Genomic DNA, 16760 nt, shown 5'->3' with positions numbered 1-16760 from the left:
TCCCTTCCTCGCGGCCGGATCGCCAGTGGGCCACCGGTGGGCCGGACCGGGGCGCCGGCGACGTTCGGACGGGGGTGCCGAGGGCGTACGGATGCGCGTCAACCCGTGGCCGGACCTGAGCCGGCCTGCGGCGGAGGGCACGCGGACGGCCCCGCGCGGGCCGTGCACGCCGGTGCGCCGGGGTCCCACTGCTCACATCAGTGGGCTCGTACGAATTCGAAACCGTCGCTGGATCACCCTTAAGAGTGAAGTGACCGGCTCTGCGTTGAGCTGCCGGTTTTCTCGAAACTAACTTCAGTCCTGCGAACGGGAGTTGCCCCGGGCGCCGCGAGCAGTGGGCACCCGGTGGCGGCGGCCGGGGCGAAGGGATGGGGTGGCGAATGGAGGCGGGCAGATCGCCGCGTACGGCCGGGGACGGGGGATCGCCGGGGTGCGGAGCCGGTGCGGCGGGTCCGTGGCCGGAGGCGACGCGGGCGGTACTGGCCGGCGCCGGAGGGCGGGGAGGCCGCGGCGACTGGGACGTCACCGTCGGTGGTTCCTGGTGCACGGCCAGGCCGCCCACGGCCGTACCGCTGCCGGAGCGGGGGTGGAAGCTCCAGGTGAGTGCGGCCGCGGTGGCGGGCGAGGCGGTGCTCTCGGCGGTGGTCCGGGTGCTCGCCGCGGACCCGTGCGGCTTCACCTTCGCCGCCGCGCGGGAACGGCCGGACGGACTCGACTCCCGCGACCGCGACCGTGACCGCGACCGCGGCCCGGCGGGCACGTTCATCACCGTCTACCCTGCCGACGACGCGCAGTTCCGGCGGCTGGCGGCCGAGCTGGACCGGGCCACCGCCGGGCTGCCGGGGCCGGTGCTGCGCTCCGCCCGGCCGTACCGGCCGGGGAGCCTGGTGCACTACCGGTACGGGGCGTTCGCGCCGGCGGCGGAGCCGGGCGACGACGGGGGGTGCCGCTCGGCGCCGCGCGGACCTGCCGGGGAGCGGACCGAGGAGGCGCACCGGGCGCCGGGGTGGCGGCCGGACCCGTTCGACGGCCCGGGGGCGGGTGCCCCGCGGGCGGCTTCCGGCCGGGGCGGGGGCGGAGACGGGGTCCGGGCGGCCGGCCGGTACACGGTGACCACCGCCGTCCGGCAGGGCGCGCGGGGCGGGGTGTTCCTCGGGCGGGAGGTGTCGAGCGGCGCCGAGGTCGTGGTCAAGCAGGCCCGCGCGCGCGGAGAGGGAGAGGAGCACCGGGCCGGCCCCGACGCCCGCGACGCACTGCGCCGCGAGGCCGCGCTGCTCGTCCGGCTGGAGGGACGGGGGCTGGTGCCGCGCGCCCTCGAACTGATCGAGGGGGACGGCTCCGTCCTCCTGGTGCAGGAACGAATCGCCGGACAGCCGCTGGGCGACTGGGTGGCCGCCAGGCTGCGGCGCGACAGCAGCCCCGACGTCGACTGGGCCGAGGCCAGGACGGTGGTGCACGGTCTGCTGGACCTGGTCGAGCGGGTGCACGCCCAGGGGCTGGTGCTGCGCGGCCTCTCCCCCGGCAACGTGGTGGTCCGCCCGGACGGCACGCTGCGGCTGGTCGACCTCGGACTCGCCGCCGAGACCGGACGGCTCGCGGGCCCGGCCGGCTCCCCCGGCTACCGCGCCCCCGAGCACGGACCCGGCCGGCTCGCCCCCGCGCACCGCCGCGTCGCCGACCCGGCCGTCGACCTGTACGCCCTCGGCGGGCTGCTCTTCCTGCTGGCCACCGGGTACGAGCCGCTGCTGCCGGAGGACCTCCCGCGGGCCCGCCCGGTCGCCGAACGGCTCGGCCGCTGGCTCGCCCTCGCGGCGCGCACCGGCGGGACCGCGCGACGGCTGGCGCCGGTGATCCTCGGGCTGCGGGCCGAGGAGCCGGGGCAGCGGTGGGGGGTGGCCCGGGTACGGGCGGCGCTGCGCGAGGACGGCCCGGGCGCGGGTGCCGTACGGTCCGCCGCCGTCCCGCCGCCCCGGCACGCCCCGCCCGGTCAGGGTGCGGCCCCGACGGACCGGGTCACCGCCCGGACGCCCCCGGGTGCCGCGCCGCCCGCACACCGACTCCCGGCCGGCACCACGGGCCCGGCCGGCATCACCAGCCCGTCCAGCACCACAGGGGTGAGCGGAGCATGAACGTGGCCATCCGGACCATGACCCAGGCCCTGCGCCGGCTGAGCTTCACGTTCGCCGCCGACGGCAGCCACGCGGCCTGCCTGGCCTCCTCCGCCGACAGCGGCTGGTACGCGGAGAGCTGGCGGCTGCCGCCCGACGGCGGACCGGCCACCCCCACCGCGCTGCCGCTGTCCGGCAACCGCTCGGAGAGCCTGCGCTCGCAGCTGGTCGCGCTGCCCGACGGCTCGGTGCTGGTCTGCCGGCACGACGGCGAACGGCACGACCTGGTCCGCCTCTCGGCCGGCGGGAACACCACCGTGGAAGAGCAGTCGGGCTCACTGCGGATGACCGGGCTGCGGGTGCTGCCGCTCCCGCGGCCGGCCGGGGCCGGCCCGCGCACGCCGGTGGCGCTCGCTCTCGGCAGCGACACCCGCCCGGCGACCACCGCCTGGCTGCTGCGGACGGACGGGAGCGAGCCCGAACGGGTCGCCGAGATCCCGGGGCTGCACGGCGGCGGCACCTGGCTGGACCGTACGGGCTCGCTGCTCGCGCTGGACCGGGTGAACGCGGGCATGGTCCGCAGCGTGGTGCTCGACCTGCGCAGCGGCGGCGCCACCCCGCTGCTGGAGATCGGCCCGCACAGCAACGACCGGCTGGTGCTGTTCGACCCGGACAGCCGGTTCGCGATGGTGCGCAGCGACGCGCCCGGCACCGACCGGCTCGGCTGGGGCGTCCTCGGTGCCGGGGAGCCGGTGCGGTTCCCCGAGTGCCTGCACGTCGCGGGCATGTTCCTGCGGCCGGTCGCGCTGCGGGTGGCGGCGGACGGCCCCCGGGTCGCGGTGCAGATCGACCACGGCGCGGGTTCGGCGCTCGCGCTGTGGCGACCCTCGGCCGGGCGGCTGGACCCGCTGCCGATCCCGCCCGGGCGGCTCGGCTCCGTCGGGCACTGGGGCGAGGCGGGGCTGCGGCTGCCGTACTCCTCACCGGACCATCCGACGGCGCTGGCCACCCTGGACGTGGACGCGCTGCTGGCGCACGGCCCGCTGCCGGCCGCCTCGGGGCCGATGCCGCTGCCCCTGCAACTCGCCCCGCTGGCCTCCGGGTTGCCCGGTCCGTGGCGGGACACCGTCCTGCCGTGGCAGCCCGGCGGGGTGCGCCCGGTGCGGACCGCGCCGGCCGGCTGGCGGCTGGACGGCAGCACCCCGCCCGGCGACGGCGGCCGCTGGCACCCGGCGCAGAGCCTCGAACTCGCGGGCCCGGCAGGCCCGTTGGAAGCCGTGGTGTACGGCGGGGACGCCTGGCTGAGCAGCCCGCACCTGGTGCTGGCGCTGCACGGTGGGCCGGCGGACGCCTGGCGGCTGGAGTTCGACCCGGCGCTGCAACGGATGGCCGCCGAGGGCCTGGCGGTGGTCGCGCCGAACCAGCGCGGCTCCACCGGCTACGGCGTGACGCACGCGCTGGCCATCCGGGGTTCCTGGGGCGGGCCCGACCTGGACGACGTCCTCTACCTGCTGGACGGCATCGCGGGCCAGCGCGCCGCGCTCGGCCTGGAGCCGCCCGCCCTGTTCGGGGTCAGCTACGGCGCGTTCCTGGCCCTGCTGGCGGCGGCGCACGCCCCGGCCGGGCAGGTCTCCCGCTGCGCGGTGGTCGCGCCGTTCCTGTCCGGCGGCCGGCTTCTGGCCGAAGCGGCGCCCCCCGTACGGGCGTTGACCACCCGGCTGGGCGGCGGCGAGCCGATCGCCGACGCCCGCGGACCGCGCGACGTGCTGCAACTGGCGCACCGGCTGAGCGCGCCGCTGCTGGTGGTGCACGGCAACCGCGACGAGGTCGTGCCGGTGAGCCAGTCCCGTTCGCTGCGGCACGAGTTGCTGCGGATCGGCCGGGTCGAGGGCGAGGACTTCCGGTACGTCGAGGCGGCCGGCTCCGGGCACGAGGTGCTCGCCGAGGAAGGCGCCGCCGTGCTGCACGAGCTGCTGGGCACGTTCCTGCGGACCGGCCGTCCTGGCTGATCCGCAGGACCGGCCCACCGAGGCCCCGGGGCAACTGCCCGGGGCGCGCCCCGACACCGGCCCCGCACCACGCTGGGCGATCCGGGTGAACTCTCCGCAGGTGGGCTCCGGTTGCCCGGATTGGTCCGGACCAATCCGCCCCCGCCCCGGGTCGTGGTGCCGGCCCGCTTCCGCACCCCCGGAGCAGCACCGGACGCGCGTCATGATGTCGATAGGATCTCGTCAGTCCCGGCCGTTATGGTGGCCGGGGCACGGGCCGCGATCACCGGCTACGGGCGCGTACGGAGCGCCCGATCGGGGACCCGACCGTGCGCCACCGGCGCCGGCCGGGCGCCGATGACCTGCACCCTCCGCACGGAAGACGATTCTCAATGTCCGACACCCTCACCGACACCACCGGACCCGCGGTTGCCGGGACCGACGCCGACGAGAAGACGGCCGCGGACTTCGCGTCGCACGGCCGCCACCGCGGCCGCTCCGCCGCCGAAGACAGCCCGGAGACCGACCCGCACGGCCGCCACCGCGCGGCCGGGGCCTGGGGCTGACCCCACCGGCAGGACACAGCGGCACCCGCACGAGGGCCCGCCGGGAGAGCACGGACTCCCCCGGCGGGCCCTCGGCACAAGCCCGTCGGCACAAGCCCGTCGGGACGAGCCCGCCGCAACGGACCCGGCGTCACGCGTCCATCGTCACGACCGTCCGCAGCGCCTCGCCGCTGCGCATCTGCGCGATCGCCTCGTTGACCTCAGCGAGCCCCACCCGGTGGGTGACCATGCCGTCGAGGTCGATCCGCCCGGCCCGCCAGAGGTCCACGACCAGCCCGATGGTGCGCGCCACCGTGGCCCCGCCGTAGAGCGAGGGCAGCAGGCGCTTCTCGTTGAAGAACAGCTCGCCCATGGTGAACTGCGCGAGGTCGTCCTGCGCGCCCGCGCCGATGACCACCACCGCGCCGCCGCGTCGGGCGGCCTCGTAGCCGGCCCGGACGGTGGCCGCGCGGCCGACCGCCTCGAAGACGTGGTCGAAGCCGCCGCCGGGCAGCTTCCTGGCCGCCGCCTTCAGCTCCTCGGGCGCGATCGCCTCGGTGGCGCCGAAGGTCAGGGCGCGCTCGCGACGCGAGGCCACCGGGTCGACGACGGTGATCCGGCCGGCGCCGCAGACCCGGGCGCCCTGCACGGTGGCCACGCCGACCCCGCCCGCCCCGATCACCGCGACGGAGGCGCCGGGCTCGACCCGGGCGGTGTGCACCGCGGCGCCGACGCCCGTGGTCACCCCGCAGCCGATCAGCGCGGCGGCCTCGTACGGGAGGTCGGCCGGCACCTTGATGACGGCGTTCGCGGCGACCACGACCTCCTCCGCGAAGGCCCCGGTGCCGTAGAAGCCGGAGGCGCTCAGCCCGCCCTCGGCGATCAGGAAGCCCGGGGCGCCGAGGCCGCGCAGGCTGGCGACGCACAGGTGGCCGCGGTCCCGCAGGCAGTGGTCGCAGTGGCCGCACGGGGCCATCCAGCAGAGCACCACGCGCTCGCCGACGGCGAGGCCGGTGACGCCCTCGCCGACCTCCACCACGTCCCCGGCGCCCTCGTGCCCGGGGACGAACGGCGCGGGCTGCGGCAGCACGCCGCTCATCGCGGAGAGGTCCGAGTGGCAGAGGCTGGCGGCGCGCATCCGCACCCGTACGGTGCCGGGACCGAATCCGACGGCCGTCACGTCGTCGCGGACGTCGAGGGTCTCCTGGCCGGTCTCGTGCAGGACGGCTGCGCGCATGGTGCTGCTCCCGGGGTGCCTCGGATCGACGGTCGCGCCGATTCTGGCACGGGCGGAGCGGCCGGACTAGAACGCGTTCCACAGAGAACCGGCCCGCGGAGCTGTGGGAACCCGCCGTCCGTCCGCCGCCGGGCCGCTCCGCGATCCGGTCGGGCCGACACCTCCACGGGTCGGCACCACCGCGGACGCCCCGGCCCCGACCGGCCCGGCCACGGCTCCCCCGCTACCGTCGAGTAGGGTCCGTGCACGTCCGCCCACGCCCGACCCCGAGGAGCACCTCATGTCCGACCTGCTGCTGAGCGCCGAACCGGCGCCCGAGGTGCTGGCGGCGTTCGAGGCGGCCACCGGGTTCATGCCGGCGGACGAGGGCCTCGCGCTGTACGCGGCGGCGGTGGCGGCGGCCCGGAGCACCGGGCAGCCGGTGCTGGAGATCGGCACCTACTGCGGCCGCTCGGCGATCCTGCTCGCGGCGGCGGCCCGGGAGGCCGGGACGGTCGCGCTGACCGTCGACCACCACCGCGGCTCGGAGGAGCAGCAGCCCGGCTGGGAGTACCACGACCCGACCCTGGTCGACCCCGAGGTCGGCCTGATGGACACCCTGCCCCGCTTCCGCCGCGCCCTGCACGCCGCCGGGCTGGAGGAGCACGTGGTGGCACTGGTCGGCCGCTCGCCGAGGATCGCCGCGCTGTGGGGCCGCCCGCTGGGCCTGGTGTTCATCGACGGCGGGCACACCGACGAGCACGCGACCGGCGACTACGAGGGCTGGGTGCCGCACCTGGCGCCGGAGGGCCTGCTGGTGGTGCACGACGTCTTCCCCGACCCGGCGGACGGCGGCCAGGCCCCGTACCGGGTGTACCTGCGGGCGCTCGCCGAGGGCTTCGAGGAGGTCTCGGTGACGGGCTCGCTGCGCGTCCTGCGCCGCGCCGCCCGCTGACGCTCCCTCACCCGTCCGTCCCCACCGGCCGCCGGACCTCCGGACCGGTCGATCCGCCGAGCAGCCCCACGGCCCCGCACCGATGCTCTAACGTCGTGCCGGGGCTGTCGGTCGGGGGTTCGAACGGTACGGTGGCCGCGCAGCACCAGGCAGGGCATCGGCGGACGGTGGGGGCCAGCAGCGACATGACGGACCAGCAGAACAGCGCTCCGGCGGTCTGGGACCCCACCGCGCGCGGCGGGGCCGGCGGCTGGGTGCGCGGCCCGCAGCGCCCGGCCGACCCGCAGCCCGCCCCCGGAGCGCCGCGGCCCGGCTCACCCGGCTACGACCCGCCGACCGCCCGGCTGTTCCCCGGCCCCACCCCGCCGCCCCCGGCCGCACCGCCCGCGGCCGCGCCGTTCCCCTCCCACGCGGACCCGCGGACCCCGGCCCCGCCGTACGAGACCGCCGGCCACGACTACCACCTGCAACCGCCCGTCGCCCCGCCACCGCCGCCCCCGTACGGCGCCCGGCCCGACTACCCGACCGGCCCCGGGGACGACGAGGACCGGCCGGCCGACCGCAGGACCCCGCTGCTGATCGGCTTCGCCCTGCTCCTGGTGCTGGCGATCGGCGGCGGTCTGCTGTTCGCCGCCCGGGGCGGCGGCGACAAGGGCGAGCAGGCCGCGCCCCCGCCCGTCACCGCCCCGCCGACCGGCTCGGACAACCTGCCGCCCACCCCCGCGCCCACCGGGACGGACGCCGCGGCGAGCGCCTCCGCGAGCGCGTCCGGCGCGCCCACCGGGACGCCGTCCCCGACCGCGACCGGCCCCGGCCCCGGCGCCCAGGCGCAGGCCCAGGCGCTGGACGGCCTGCTCAGCGAGGGCGAGAGCGCCAAGGCCCCGATCGGCAGCGCCGTCGCCAAGGTGACCAGCTGCCCGCCGAAGGCCGACATCGAGAGCGCCGCCCAGGTCTTCGACAGCGGCGCGAGCCAGCGGGCCGCCCTGCTGACCAAGCTCTCCCAGCTGAGCGTCACGGACGTGCCGGGCGGCGCGGACGCGGTGAACTCGCTGAAGTCCGCCTGGCAGCTGTCCTCCGACATCGACAAGGCGTACGCGAGCTGGGCGCGCGCCGTCGCCGCCCAGGGCTGCACCGGCAGGGCCCCGGCCAACCAGGACAAGAAGCGCGCGGACGAGCTCAACCCGCAGGCCACCCAGGCGAAGACGGACTTCATGAACAAGTGGAACCCGATCGCGAAGAACTACGGTCTGACTCCGCGCACCCAGGACAGGATCTGACCGACCCGTGACCGGTTCCGCCCCTCGACCGCCCCGTCGTTCCGCCCTGCTGCGCACCGCCACGGCGGCGGCGGTGGCCGTTCCGCTCTGTACGGCGGGCTGGTTCGGCTGGCGGGCCCTCGACCACGCCGGCCCGGCCGGCAGCACGGCGGCCCCGGCCACGGCGGCAGCGTCCGCCGCCTCGGCCACGACGCCTCCGGCCGCACCGCCCCCGGCCGATCCCGGCACCGCCGACACCGCCACCGACACACCGCTCACCCCTCCGGTCGCACCGCCGCCCACCGGCAGCGCCCCGGCCGAGGCACCCGCCACGACCCCGCCCCCGGCCACGCCCACCGCGGCGACGGACCTGACCGGCCGCACGGTCCTGCTCGACCCCGGCCACAACCCCGGCAACTCCGCCCACACCGCCGAGATCAACCGCCAGGTGGACATCGGCAACACCCGCAAGGAGTGCGACACCACCGGGACGGAGACCAACGCCGGCTACACCGAGGCCGAGTACACCCTGGACGTCTCCCGGCGGGCCCGCGCCATCCTGACCGCCAGGGGCGCGAAGGTGGTGCTGGTCCAGGACGGCGACCGCCCCTGGGGCCCGTGCATCGACGAACGCGCCCGCGCGGGCGCCGACGCGCACGCCGACGTCGCGCTCTCGGTGCACGGGGACGGCGGCCCGGCCGCCGGCCGCGGGTTCCACGTGATCATGCCCGCCAGGGTGGTGGCGGGGAAGGCGGACAACGCGGCGATCGTCGCCCCCTCGCGCCGGCTCGGCCTCCTGCTGCGTGACCGGTTCCACGCCGCGACCGGCGAACCGTACGCGGACTACACCGCCGAGGAGGGCCTGGACACCCGCTCCGACCTGGGCGGGCTCAACCTCTCCACCGTCCCCAAGGTGTTCATCGAGTGCGGTAACATGCGCAACTCGACGGACGCGAAGCGGATGACGGACCCTCAGTGGCGCCAGCAGGCGGCCCAGGGGATCGCCGACGCACTGACCGCGTTCCTGACGACCCAAGAGAAGACCGAAGAGCGACACGGGAGTTGAACCGCGTGCCCCCCGGGGGGCGACGGTCCGCCCGGACCGCACGGTTTGCAACGACTTCGCCCCATTCCCGGTCCCGCCGTGCACCGGCAGGAGGGTTGGGCCTAGGCTTCTGATCCGTTCGGGAGTTTCGGCCGGTCGACCCGACCGCGCGAACCACCGTCCACGACACGTCAACGAGGGGAACGTTAGTGAATCTGCGCGCTCTCACCAGGGGAGACGCCGCCGTCGCAGGCGCGGCCGTCCTGCTCTTCATCGCCTCCTTCCTGCCCTACTGGACCGTGGACTGCGGTGGCAGCCGGTACTGCCCCTCGTCGCAGAACGCGTGGAGCACGGACTTGTTCCCCATCCTGCCCTCGATCTACCTCCTCGGCATCGCCGCCGCGGTGCTGATCCTGGTGCAGCGCTTCCAGGGTGCGGCCGCGGCCAACCGCCAGGTGCTCGGCCTGCGCCTGGACCAGTGGGGCATCGGCTTCTCCGTCTCGGCGCTGTGGACGTCGGTCTGGGCGCTCGGCGGCGGCACCTCCAGCTCCGTCGTCAGCCACGGCTTCGGCGCCTGGCTCGGCTTCATCGCGCTGCTCGCGCTCGCCGGTGCGGCCGCGGCCGCACCCGTGGTGCCCGCGCTGAAGGCCCCGCTGGTCACCGACCGCCCGGCCGCCGTCCCCGGCCAGCCCGGCCAGTACGGCTACCCGGGCCAGCCCGGCCACCCGGGTGCGCCCGGCCAGTACGGCTACCCGGCCCAGGGCCACGACCCGGCGTTCGGCGCCCAGGCCGCCCAGGCCGGCTACGGCTACCCGGCCGGTCAGACGCAGCCCGGCCAGCCGGTCCCGCCCGCCCAGCCGCAGGACGCCGGCACCCCGGCCCCGCAGCCGGCGGCCCCGGTCGCGCAGCAGCAGGCGGCCCCGGCGGCGGACTTCCAGCCCTTCTGGTTCGCCGTCCCGGCCCCGCGCCAGCTGGCCCCGAAGGACAACCCGGCCGGCGCCCCGGTCGGCGAGGTCGTTCCCGGCACCTGGTACCTGGCCGTCGAGCAGCGCGGTGCCGCGCTGGTCGCGCAGCTGCCGGACGGCAGCCAGGGCGTGCTGGCCGACACCACGGGCATCCAGCGCGGCTGACGCCCCCGGGCGCACACGCGGAAGGGGCGGGACCGGTTCTCCGGTCCCGCCCCTTCGCCGTGTCCGCGGCCACTCGCCGTGGCCGTGCCGCTTCGCAGCGTCCGCGGCCCTTCGCGGCGTCCGCGCTCAGCAGCAGTCCTGGACCACCAGCCCGGCGGGCAGTTGCTCCCCGCCGAAGACCGCGACGGTCGCCGGGTCGCCGCCGAGCGCGGCCACCGCGAGCAGCAGCGCCCCGGCCGTCCAGGTGGTGCGCTCCTCGGGCCAGATCGCGTCGTCCTCGAAGACGTACCCGGTCCAGTACGAGCCGTCCTCGTGCCGCAGGTGCTTCTGGAACCAGCGCAGGATGTCCACCGCGCGGTCGGACTGGCCGATCGCCCAGAGCGCGAGCGCCAGCTCGGCGCTCTCCCCGCCGGTCACCCACGGGCGGTCGCTGACGCAGCGCACGCCGAGGCCGGGCACGACGAAGCGCTCCCAGTCCCGCTCGATCCTGGCCACCGCCGCGTCGCCGCGCAGGCCGGTGCCGAGCACCGGGTAGTACCAGTCCATCGAGTAGCGGCCCTTGTCCAGGAACCGCTCCGGGTGGCGGGAGACGGCGTGCCCCAGCCGTCCGGCCGCGAGCTCCCAGTCGGGCTGCGGCTCCTCCAGGTAGTCGGCGACGGCCAGGCCGCAGCGCAGCGCGTGCAGGATGCTGGACGAACCGGTGAGCAGCGCCTCGTCGGTGGCGGTGCCGTCCTCGTCGACCCGCCAGGCGATCGGGCCGCCGGGCAGCCGCAGCCCGACGATGAAGTCCAGGGCGCGCCGGACCGTCGGCCAGATCCAGTCCAGGAAGGTGTCGTCGCCGGTGCTGAGGTGGTGGTGCCAGACCCCGACCGCGACGTACGCGCAGAAGTTGCTCTCCTTGGCCCGGTCGGTGACCACGCCGTCGGTGTAGGCGGCGTACCAGGAGCCGTCCGGGTTCTGGGCGGCGGCGAGCCAGCGGTAGGCGGCCTCGGCGGCGGCGTGCTGGCCGGCCGTGTCCAGGGCCATCGCGGCCTCGGTGTGGTCCCACGGGTCGAGGTGGTGGCCGGCGAACCACGGTATGGCGCCGTCGGGGCGCTGCTCGGCCAGGATGCTGCGCACGGTGTCGGCGGCCTGCTCGGCGTCGAGCACCCCGTCGAGCAGCAGCGCCTCGGGGACGGCGGCGGTCATGCCGCCCCGCCCGGCGCGCGGTTGGGCTTGGAGGCGTACGCGACGAAGCTCTTGCCGATCACCGGGTTGAGCGCCCGCTCGGCGGCCTTGGTGAGGGTGCTGATCACCGGGGTGCCGACGATGTCCCAGACCAGCAGCTGGTGGTAGGCCTTGACCGGCAGCGCCTTGTCGTTGCCGACGCCGACCGCGCACTTGATCCACCAGTACGGCGAGTGCAGCGCGTGCGCGTGGTGGGTGCCGTACGGCTCCAGGCCCGCGTCCCTGAGCTTGTCGAGCAGCTCGTCGCCCCGGTAGATCCGGATGTGGCCGCCCTCGTTCGCGTGGTACTCGTCGGACAGCGCCCAGCAGATCTTCTCCGGGAGCCAGCGCGGCACGGTGACGGCGAGCAGGCCGCCCGGCTTGAGGACCCGGAACATCTCGTCGAGCACGCCCTTGTCGTCCGGGATGTGCTCCATCACCTCGGAGATGATGATCTTGTCGAAGTGGTCGTCCTCGAACGGGAGCGCCAGCGCGTTGCCCTCGATCGCGACCGCCGACGCGCCCCCGGGGGCCTCACCGGCCTGCTCCATCGCCGCGAACCACTTCCTGACCTCGGCGATCTCCTCGGTGTTCTGGTCGAGGGCGATCACGTTGGCACCGCGGCGGTAGCACTCGAACGCGTGCCGGCCCCCGCCGCAGCCCAGGTCGAGCACCCGGTCGCCGGGGGCGAGCGGGAAGCGCGAGAAATCGACGGTCAGCACTGCTGGACTCCCATTCCTATTGCTACCAAGCGTCCTTGACGCTTCGTCACGCTTTCTGTCCGCCACGACGGGCCTCGTCTCACCCCGCCTCGCCGGGGAGACTCGGCCCGCCGTCCCGGGCGGCTAGGCCACGTACCGCCAGCCGGGCCCCGAGCGGGCCCGGGCGCCGGCGCCGGTGGCGATCGCCGCGCGGTAGGCCTCGGCGGTCAGCTCGGCGGCCCGCTCCCAGGTGAACCGGGCCAGCACCCGCTCCCGTCCGGCGGCGCCCAGGCCGGCCCGCAGCTCAGGGTCGTCCAGCAGCCGGCCGAGCGCGGCGGCCAGCGCGTCCGCGTCCCCCGGCGGCACCGCCAGGCAGGACTCCCCGTCGGGACCGGCCACCTCGGGGATCGCCCCGCCGGTGGTGGCGACCAGCGGGGTGCCGGTGGCCATCGCCTCGGCGGCGGGCAGCGAGAAGCCCTCGTACAGCGAGGGGACGCAGGCCGCCTCGGCCGAGCGGTAGAGGTCGACCAGCTCCCGGTCGGTCAGCCCGCTGCGGAACTCGATGTGCTCCGCCAGCCCGAAGCGGCGCACCGCCTCGGCCACCGGCCCGTCCTCCTTCTGCGGCTTGCCGACCACCACCAGGTGCGCGTCCCGTTCGGTGCGGACCTTGGCGAGCGCCTCGACCAGGAAGACCAGGCCCTTCAGCGGGACATCCGCGCTGGAGGTGGTGACGATCCGGCCGGGCACCCGCGCGACCTCCGCCGAGGGCGACCAGAGCCGGGTGTCGGCGCCGATCGGCACCACCGAGATCGCGCCCGGCGCGACGCCCAGGTGCCCGGCGATCTCGCGCTGCGAGGTGCCGGAGACGGTGATCACCCGGTCCAGCCTTGCGGCGACCCGGCGCTGCATCCGGGTGAAGGCGTACCAGCGGCGCAGCGAGAGCCGCTTGACCCGGGTGGTGGCGGCGTCCAGCTCCAGCTGCCGGTCCACGGTGATCGGGTGGTGGATCGTGGTGACCAGCGGGAAGCCGTGCCTGGCCAGGCCCAGCAGGCCGTAGCCGAGGGTCTGGTTGTCGTGCACCACGTCGTAGCGGCCTTTGTGGGCGGCCAGGTAGCGACGGGCGCGCAGCGAGAAGGTGAGCGGCTCGGGGAAGCCGCCGGTGCGCATGGTGGCGAACTCCAGCACGTCCACCGGGCCGCGGAACTCGTCGCGGGCGGGGGTGCGGAAGGGGTCGTCGGCGCGGTAGAGGTCCAGGCTGGGCAGCTCGACCAGCCGCACCGAGCCGGGGCCCTCGACCTCGTCCAGCACCGGGTAGGGCTGGGCGCCGATCACGTCCACGTGGTGGCCGAGCCCGGCCAGCTCGCGCGAGAGGTGCCGTACGTACACGCCCTGACCGCCGCAGAAGGGGTCCCCGCGGTACGACAACAGGGCAATCCGCAGCGGCTGCGCGGTCATCCTGGGCCCTCTTCTCTAGCTGCTATCGGTGCTGCCGGTCGTGTCTTCCGGTCGCTAAAGTAGATCAGGTTTCAGTGGCTGCGGAACTCGTCATCGACCACGTGAACAATGAGAGACCTCGAAGATACCGGCCCGTAGCTTTCCCTCAGGAGCCAGGGCTGGTGATTCCCGCCACGCCGAATCCTGCCGACCATGTGGAGCACGCCGCCACTCTCGCCCGCCCGGGAGCACCCTTGTCGCCGCCCTCTCCTTCGCCCCTGCCGCCGGTCCCGCCCCCGGGCGAGCCGCCGCTGACCGCACGCCAGGCCGAGCGGCGCCGGCGCATCCTGCGGGCCGCCACCGCGCTGGCGGTGCGGGGCGGGTACGAGGCGGTGCAGATGCGGGAGGTCGCGGAGGGCGCGCAGGTCGCCCTCGGCACGCTCTACCGGTACTTCCCGTCCAAGGTGCACCTGCTGGTGGCGGTGATGCTGGAGCAGTTGCAGGGCCTCCACGAGCACATCCGGCGGCACCCGCCGACCGACGCCGAAGCGGCGCCCCGGGTCGCCGACACCCTCACCCGGGCCTTCCACGCGCTGCAACGCGAACCGCTGCTGGCCGAGGCGATGGTCCGGGCACTGTCCTTCGCGGACCGCTCGGTCGGGGCCGAGGTGGACCGGGTCAGCGCGGCCACCGGACAGCTCATCCTGGACGCCATCGGCCAGTCCGGGCCCCCCACCGAGAGCCAGCGCGCGGCCGTCCGGGTGATCGAGCACACCTGGCACTCGGCACTGGTCGCCTGGCTCTCCGGGCGCGCCTCGATCGCCGAGGTACGGGCCGACCTGCACACCGCGGCCCGGCTGCTCACCCTGCCCTGAGCCCTTCCCTGAGCCCTTCCCTGAGCCCTTCCCGGATCCCGCCGTGAGTCCTTCCCGACTGGAACGTGTTCCTGCCACGGCCCGGGCCGCCGGTGCGCTCCGGCGGCTACAGTCGACGGGCAGGACAACTCCATCCCGTTCCTCTCCCGGGGAAAGCCGGTGCGAATCCGGCGCTGACCCGCAGCCGTGAGTCCGGCGCCGTGCCCCGGCCGCCCGGACGAGTCGGAGCACCCGGGGAGGGGCGAGCGGCCGGACCAGGCGCACGCGCCCGGCACCGTCGAGGTCTACGGAACGGCCCGCCCGGGCCACCACCGCTCACCGAAAGGCACACCCGCACCATGCTGACCGCCGCCCGTCTGGGCGCCGCCGCCCTGTCCGCCGCGCTGCTCACCGGCCTCGCCGCAGGACCGGCCCTCGCCGACGTCCCCGCCCCCACCGTCCCGGACGGCCTGTACGGCAAGAGCGACCCGACGTACGACGGCGTCTGGCGGCAGTCGCTGGCGCTCACCGCCCTGACGGCGGCCAAGGTCACCCCGGCCGACTCGGCGGTCGGCTGGCTCACCGGACAGCAGTGCGAGGACGGCGGCTGGCCCTCCTACCGGGCCGCCGGCGCGGCCTGCGACACCAAGTTCGAGGACAGCAACGCCACCGCCGTCGCCGTCCAGGCCCTGATCGCCCTCGGCGGCCACCAGGACGCCGTCGACAAGGGCGTCGCCTGGCTCAAGGCCAACCAGAACGCCGACGGCAGCTGGGCCTACAACCCGGGCAACCCCGGCGACGCCAACTCCACCGGGCTCGCCGTCAACGCGCTGTTCGCCGCGAAGACCGACCCGGCCGGCGTCGCCAAGGCCGGCAGGTCCGCCTTCGACGGGCTCGCCCTGTTCCAGCTCGGCTGCGCGGCCCCCGCCGACCAGCGCGGCGCCTTCGCCTACCAGCCCGACGGGGTCGGCGGCGCCCCCGCCCCGAACGCCCTGGCCAGCGGCCAGGCCGCGCTCGCCGCCGGCGGCGGCCACCTGCCGGTCTCCGGCTCGGTGCGCTCCGACGCCGCCCCCAAGGCCCTCACCTGCGCCTCCGACGCCACGGCCGCCGGGGCCCCGGTTGCGCACGCGGACTCCGGCGAGGCCGTCGGCGCCTACCTCACCGCCCAGCTCGCGGCGAACGGCGACCACCTCAGCCTCACCACCCCGGGCGCCGCCCCCACCCCCGACTACACCGCCACCGCCTGGGCCGCCCTCTCCCTCGTCCAGAGCGGCCACCCCCAGCAGGCGGCCGGCGCCGTCGACTGGCTCGCCAAGGAGGGCGCCGGCTGGACCAAGGGCGGAACCGACGCCGGCGCCACCGCCACCCTCCTGCTGGTCTCCCAGGCCGCCCACCGCGACACCGCCGCCCTGACCGGCGAACTCACCGCCCTCGGCCCGGCCCCCAAGGCCGCCGGAGCCGCCGCCTCGGCGACGGCCACCCCGGCGAAGAAGAAGGACGGGGGCATCGGCCAGTACTGGCTGATCGGCGTCGGGCTCCTCGTCGGCGTCGGCGGCGGCCTCCTGCTGAGCCTCCAGCGCAAGCGCAACCCGCACCTCTGATGCGGCCCGCACCCCATCCGGCCCCGGGCGGCACCCGGCCCGGCAGGCCCGGGCGGACCGTCGCCCGGCTGCTCCCGCCCCTCCTCGGGGCGGTGCTGGTGCTCGCCTCCGCCGCCCCCGCGCAGGCCGCCGGGTACCGCTACTGGTCGTTCTGGCGCGGCGCCGAGGGCGGAGCCTGGACGTACCAGCAGCAGGGCCCCGCCGTCGCGGTGCCGCCGGACGGCTCGGTGGACGGCTGGCGGTTCGCGCTGAGCCCGGACGGCGGGCAGGACGCCGCCAAGCCGCGCACGGCCGGGAGCTTCGCGGAGATCTGCGCGGACACGCCCGCGCAGGACGGGCACAAGCGGGTGGCCGTCGTGCTGGACTTCGGGACCGCCGAGGACGCCGGTTCGTCCGCCGCCCCCGAGCCCGGGCAGCGGACCGCCTGCGCCGCCGTCACGCCCCGCGCCACCTCGGCCGAGGTGCTGGCCGCCGTCGCCCCGCCGCTGCGCTACGACACCAACGGGCTGCTGTGCGCCATCGCCGGGTACCCGAAGGCGGGCTGCGGGGACCAGATCGGCGCGGCCGGCGCGGCCGGGACCGACGCCGGGTCCACCGACCACGGCGGCAGCGGCCCGGACGTCGGCCTGATCGCCGGTGGCGCGCTGGTCGCCGTCCTCGCCGGCGGCGCGGTCTGGCAGGCGCGCCGCCGCCGTCACTCCTAGCCCCCGCCCCGTTGGCC

General features: G+C 76.4%; 14 protein-coding genes and 1 riboswitch. Of the genes, 10 read left to right on the top strand and 4 right to left on the bottom strand.

The annotated features are described in order from the left end of the window. Positions 1-599 precede the first annotated feature (599 nt). From ACIQOW_RS01770 to ACIQOW_RS01760, 3 genes are all read left to right on the top strand, one after another. Complete coding sequence (locus tag ACIQOW_RS01770; protein ID WP_401078557.1) at positions 600-2129, top strand: hypothetical protein; 1530 nt, start codon at positions 600-602, stop codon at positions 2127-2129. Continuing rightward, entirely contained in the window at positions 2126-4117 is a 1992-nt protein-coding gene (locus tag ACIQOW_RS01765; RefSeq protein WP_401078553.1) for an alpha/beta fold hydrolase, read from the top strand. The genes ACIQOW_RS01770 and ACIQOW_RS01765 overlap by 4 nt, the downstream gene beginning before the upstream one ends. Positions 4118-4488: 371 nt before the next feature. Beyond that, positions 4489-4662 (top strand): hypothetical protein, encoded by a 174-nt coding sequence (locus tag ACIQOW_RS01760; protein WP_401078551.1) that lies wholly within the window; start codon positions 4489-4491, stop codon positions 4660-4662. Positions 4663-4792: 130 nt separating this feature from the next. Here the strand turns inward: ACIQOW_RS01760 and ACIQOW_RS01755 are convergent, their stop codons facing one another. Beyond that, the gene (locus ACIQOW_RS01755; RefSeq protein ID WP_401078548.1) at positions 4793-5878 is read right to left on the bottom strand and encodes an alcohol dehydrogenase catalytic domain-containing protein; all 1086 of its coding nucleotides are present in this window, start codon (positions 5876-5878) and stop codon (positions 4793-4795) included. A 280-nt stretch (positions 5879-6158) separates the two neighbouring features. Here ACIQOW_RS01755 and ACIQOW_RS01750 point away from each other — a divergent pair, with 280 nt between their 5' ends. From ACIQOW_RS01750 to ACIQOW_RS01735, 4 genes are all read left to right on the top strand, one after another. Then, positions 6159-6812, top strand: a complete 654-nt coding sequence (locus tag ACIQOW_RS01750; protein WP_401078545.1) for a class I SAM-dependent methyltransferase — start codon at positions 6159-6161, stop codon at positions 6810-6812. A 185-nt stretch (positions 6813-6997) separates the two neighbouring features. Beyond that, entirely contained in the window at positions 6998-8089 is a 1092-nt protein-coding gene (locus tag ACIQOW_RS01745; protein ID WP_401078542.1) for a hypothetical protein, read from the top strand. A 7-nt stretch (positions 8090-8096) separates the two neighbouring features. After that, complete coding sequence (locus ACIQOW_RS01740) at positions 8097-9134, top strand: N-acetylmuramoyl-L-alanine amidase (RefSeq protein ID WP_401078539.1); 1038 nt, start codon at positions 8097-8099, stop codon at positions 9132-9134. A gap of 188 nt (positions 9135-9322) precedes the next feature. Beyond that, positions 9323-10243, top strand: a complete 921-nt coding sequence (locus ACIQOW_RS01735) for a hypothetical protein (protein ID WP_401078536.1) — start codon at positions 9323-9325, stop codon at positions 10241-10243. Between the two features lie 126 nt (positions 10244-10369). Here ACIQOW_RS01735 and ACIQOW_RS01730 read toward each other — a convergent pair whose 3' ends face one another. The 3 genes from ACIQOW_RS01730 to ACIQOW_RS01720 form a co-directional block, all read right to left on the bottom strand. Beyond that, the gene (locus tag ACIQOW_RS01730) at positions 10370-11431 is read right to left on the bottom strand and encodes a prenyltransferase (RefSeq protein ID WP_401078533.1); all 1062 of its coding nucleotides are present in this window, start codon (positions 11429-11431) and stop codon (positions 10370-10372) included. Then, positions 11428-12171 (bottom strand): class I SAM-dependent methyltransferase, encoded by a 744-nt coding sequence (locus tag ACIQOW_RS01725; protein WP_401078529.1) that lies wholly within the window; start codon positions 12169-12171, stop codon positions 11428-11430. Before ACIQOW_RS01725 ends, ACIQOW_RS01730 begins: the two co-directional genes overlap by 4 nt. Positions 12172-12294: 123 nt before the next feature. Then, on the bottom strand, positions 12295-13605 hold the full coding sequence (locus ACIQOW_RS01720; protein ID WP_401078526.1) for a glycosyltransferase family 4 protein: 1311 nt from the start codon (positions 13603-13605) through the stop codon (positions 12295-12297). Positions 13606-13838: 233 nt separating this feature from the next. On the opposite strand from ACIQOW_RS01720, the gene ACIQOW_RS01715 reads away from it, so the two are divergent. From ACIQOW_RS01715 to ACIQOW_RS01705, 3 genes are all read left to right on the top strand, one after another. Further along, positions 13839-14459, top strand: a complete 621-nt coding sequence (locus ACIQOW_RS01715; RefSeq protein WP_401078523.1) for a TetR family transcriptional regulator — start codon at positions 13839-13841, stop codon at positions 14457-14459. 149 nt (positions 14460-14608) lie between these two features. Next, a riboswitch (cobalamin riboswitch) is annotated at positions 14609-14692 on the top strand. Positions 14693-14797: 105 nt separating this feature from the next. Next, positions 14798-16039 carry a prenyltransferase/squalene oxidase repeat-containing protein gene (locus ACIQOW_RS01710; protein ID WP_401078520.1) on the top strand — a complete coding sequence of 414 codons (1242 nt, stop codon included), beginning with the start codon at positions 14798-14800 and terminating at the stop codon, positions 16037-16039. Continuing rightward, complete coding sequence (locus tag ACIQOW_RS01705; protein WP_401078517.1) at positions 16039-16743, top strand: SCO2322 family protein; 705 nt, start codon at positions 16039-16041, stop codon at positions 16741-16743. Before ACIQOW_RS01710 ends, ACIQOW_RS01705 begins: the two co-directional genes overlap by 1 nt. The last annotated feature ends 17 nt before the right edge of the window (positions 16744-16760 follow it).

The sequence above is a fragment of the Kitasatospora sp. NPDC091335 genome (assembly GCF_044757205.1).
Taxonomy (GTDB): Bacteria; Actinomycetota; Actinomycetes; order Streptomycetales; family Streptomycetaceae; genus Kitasatospora.
This window is presented reverse-complemented; position numbering and strand designations above follow the sequence as displayed.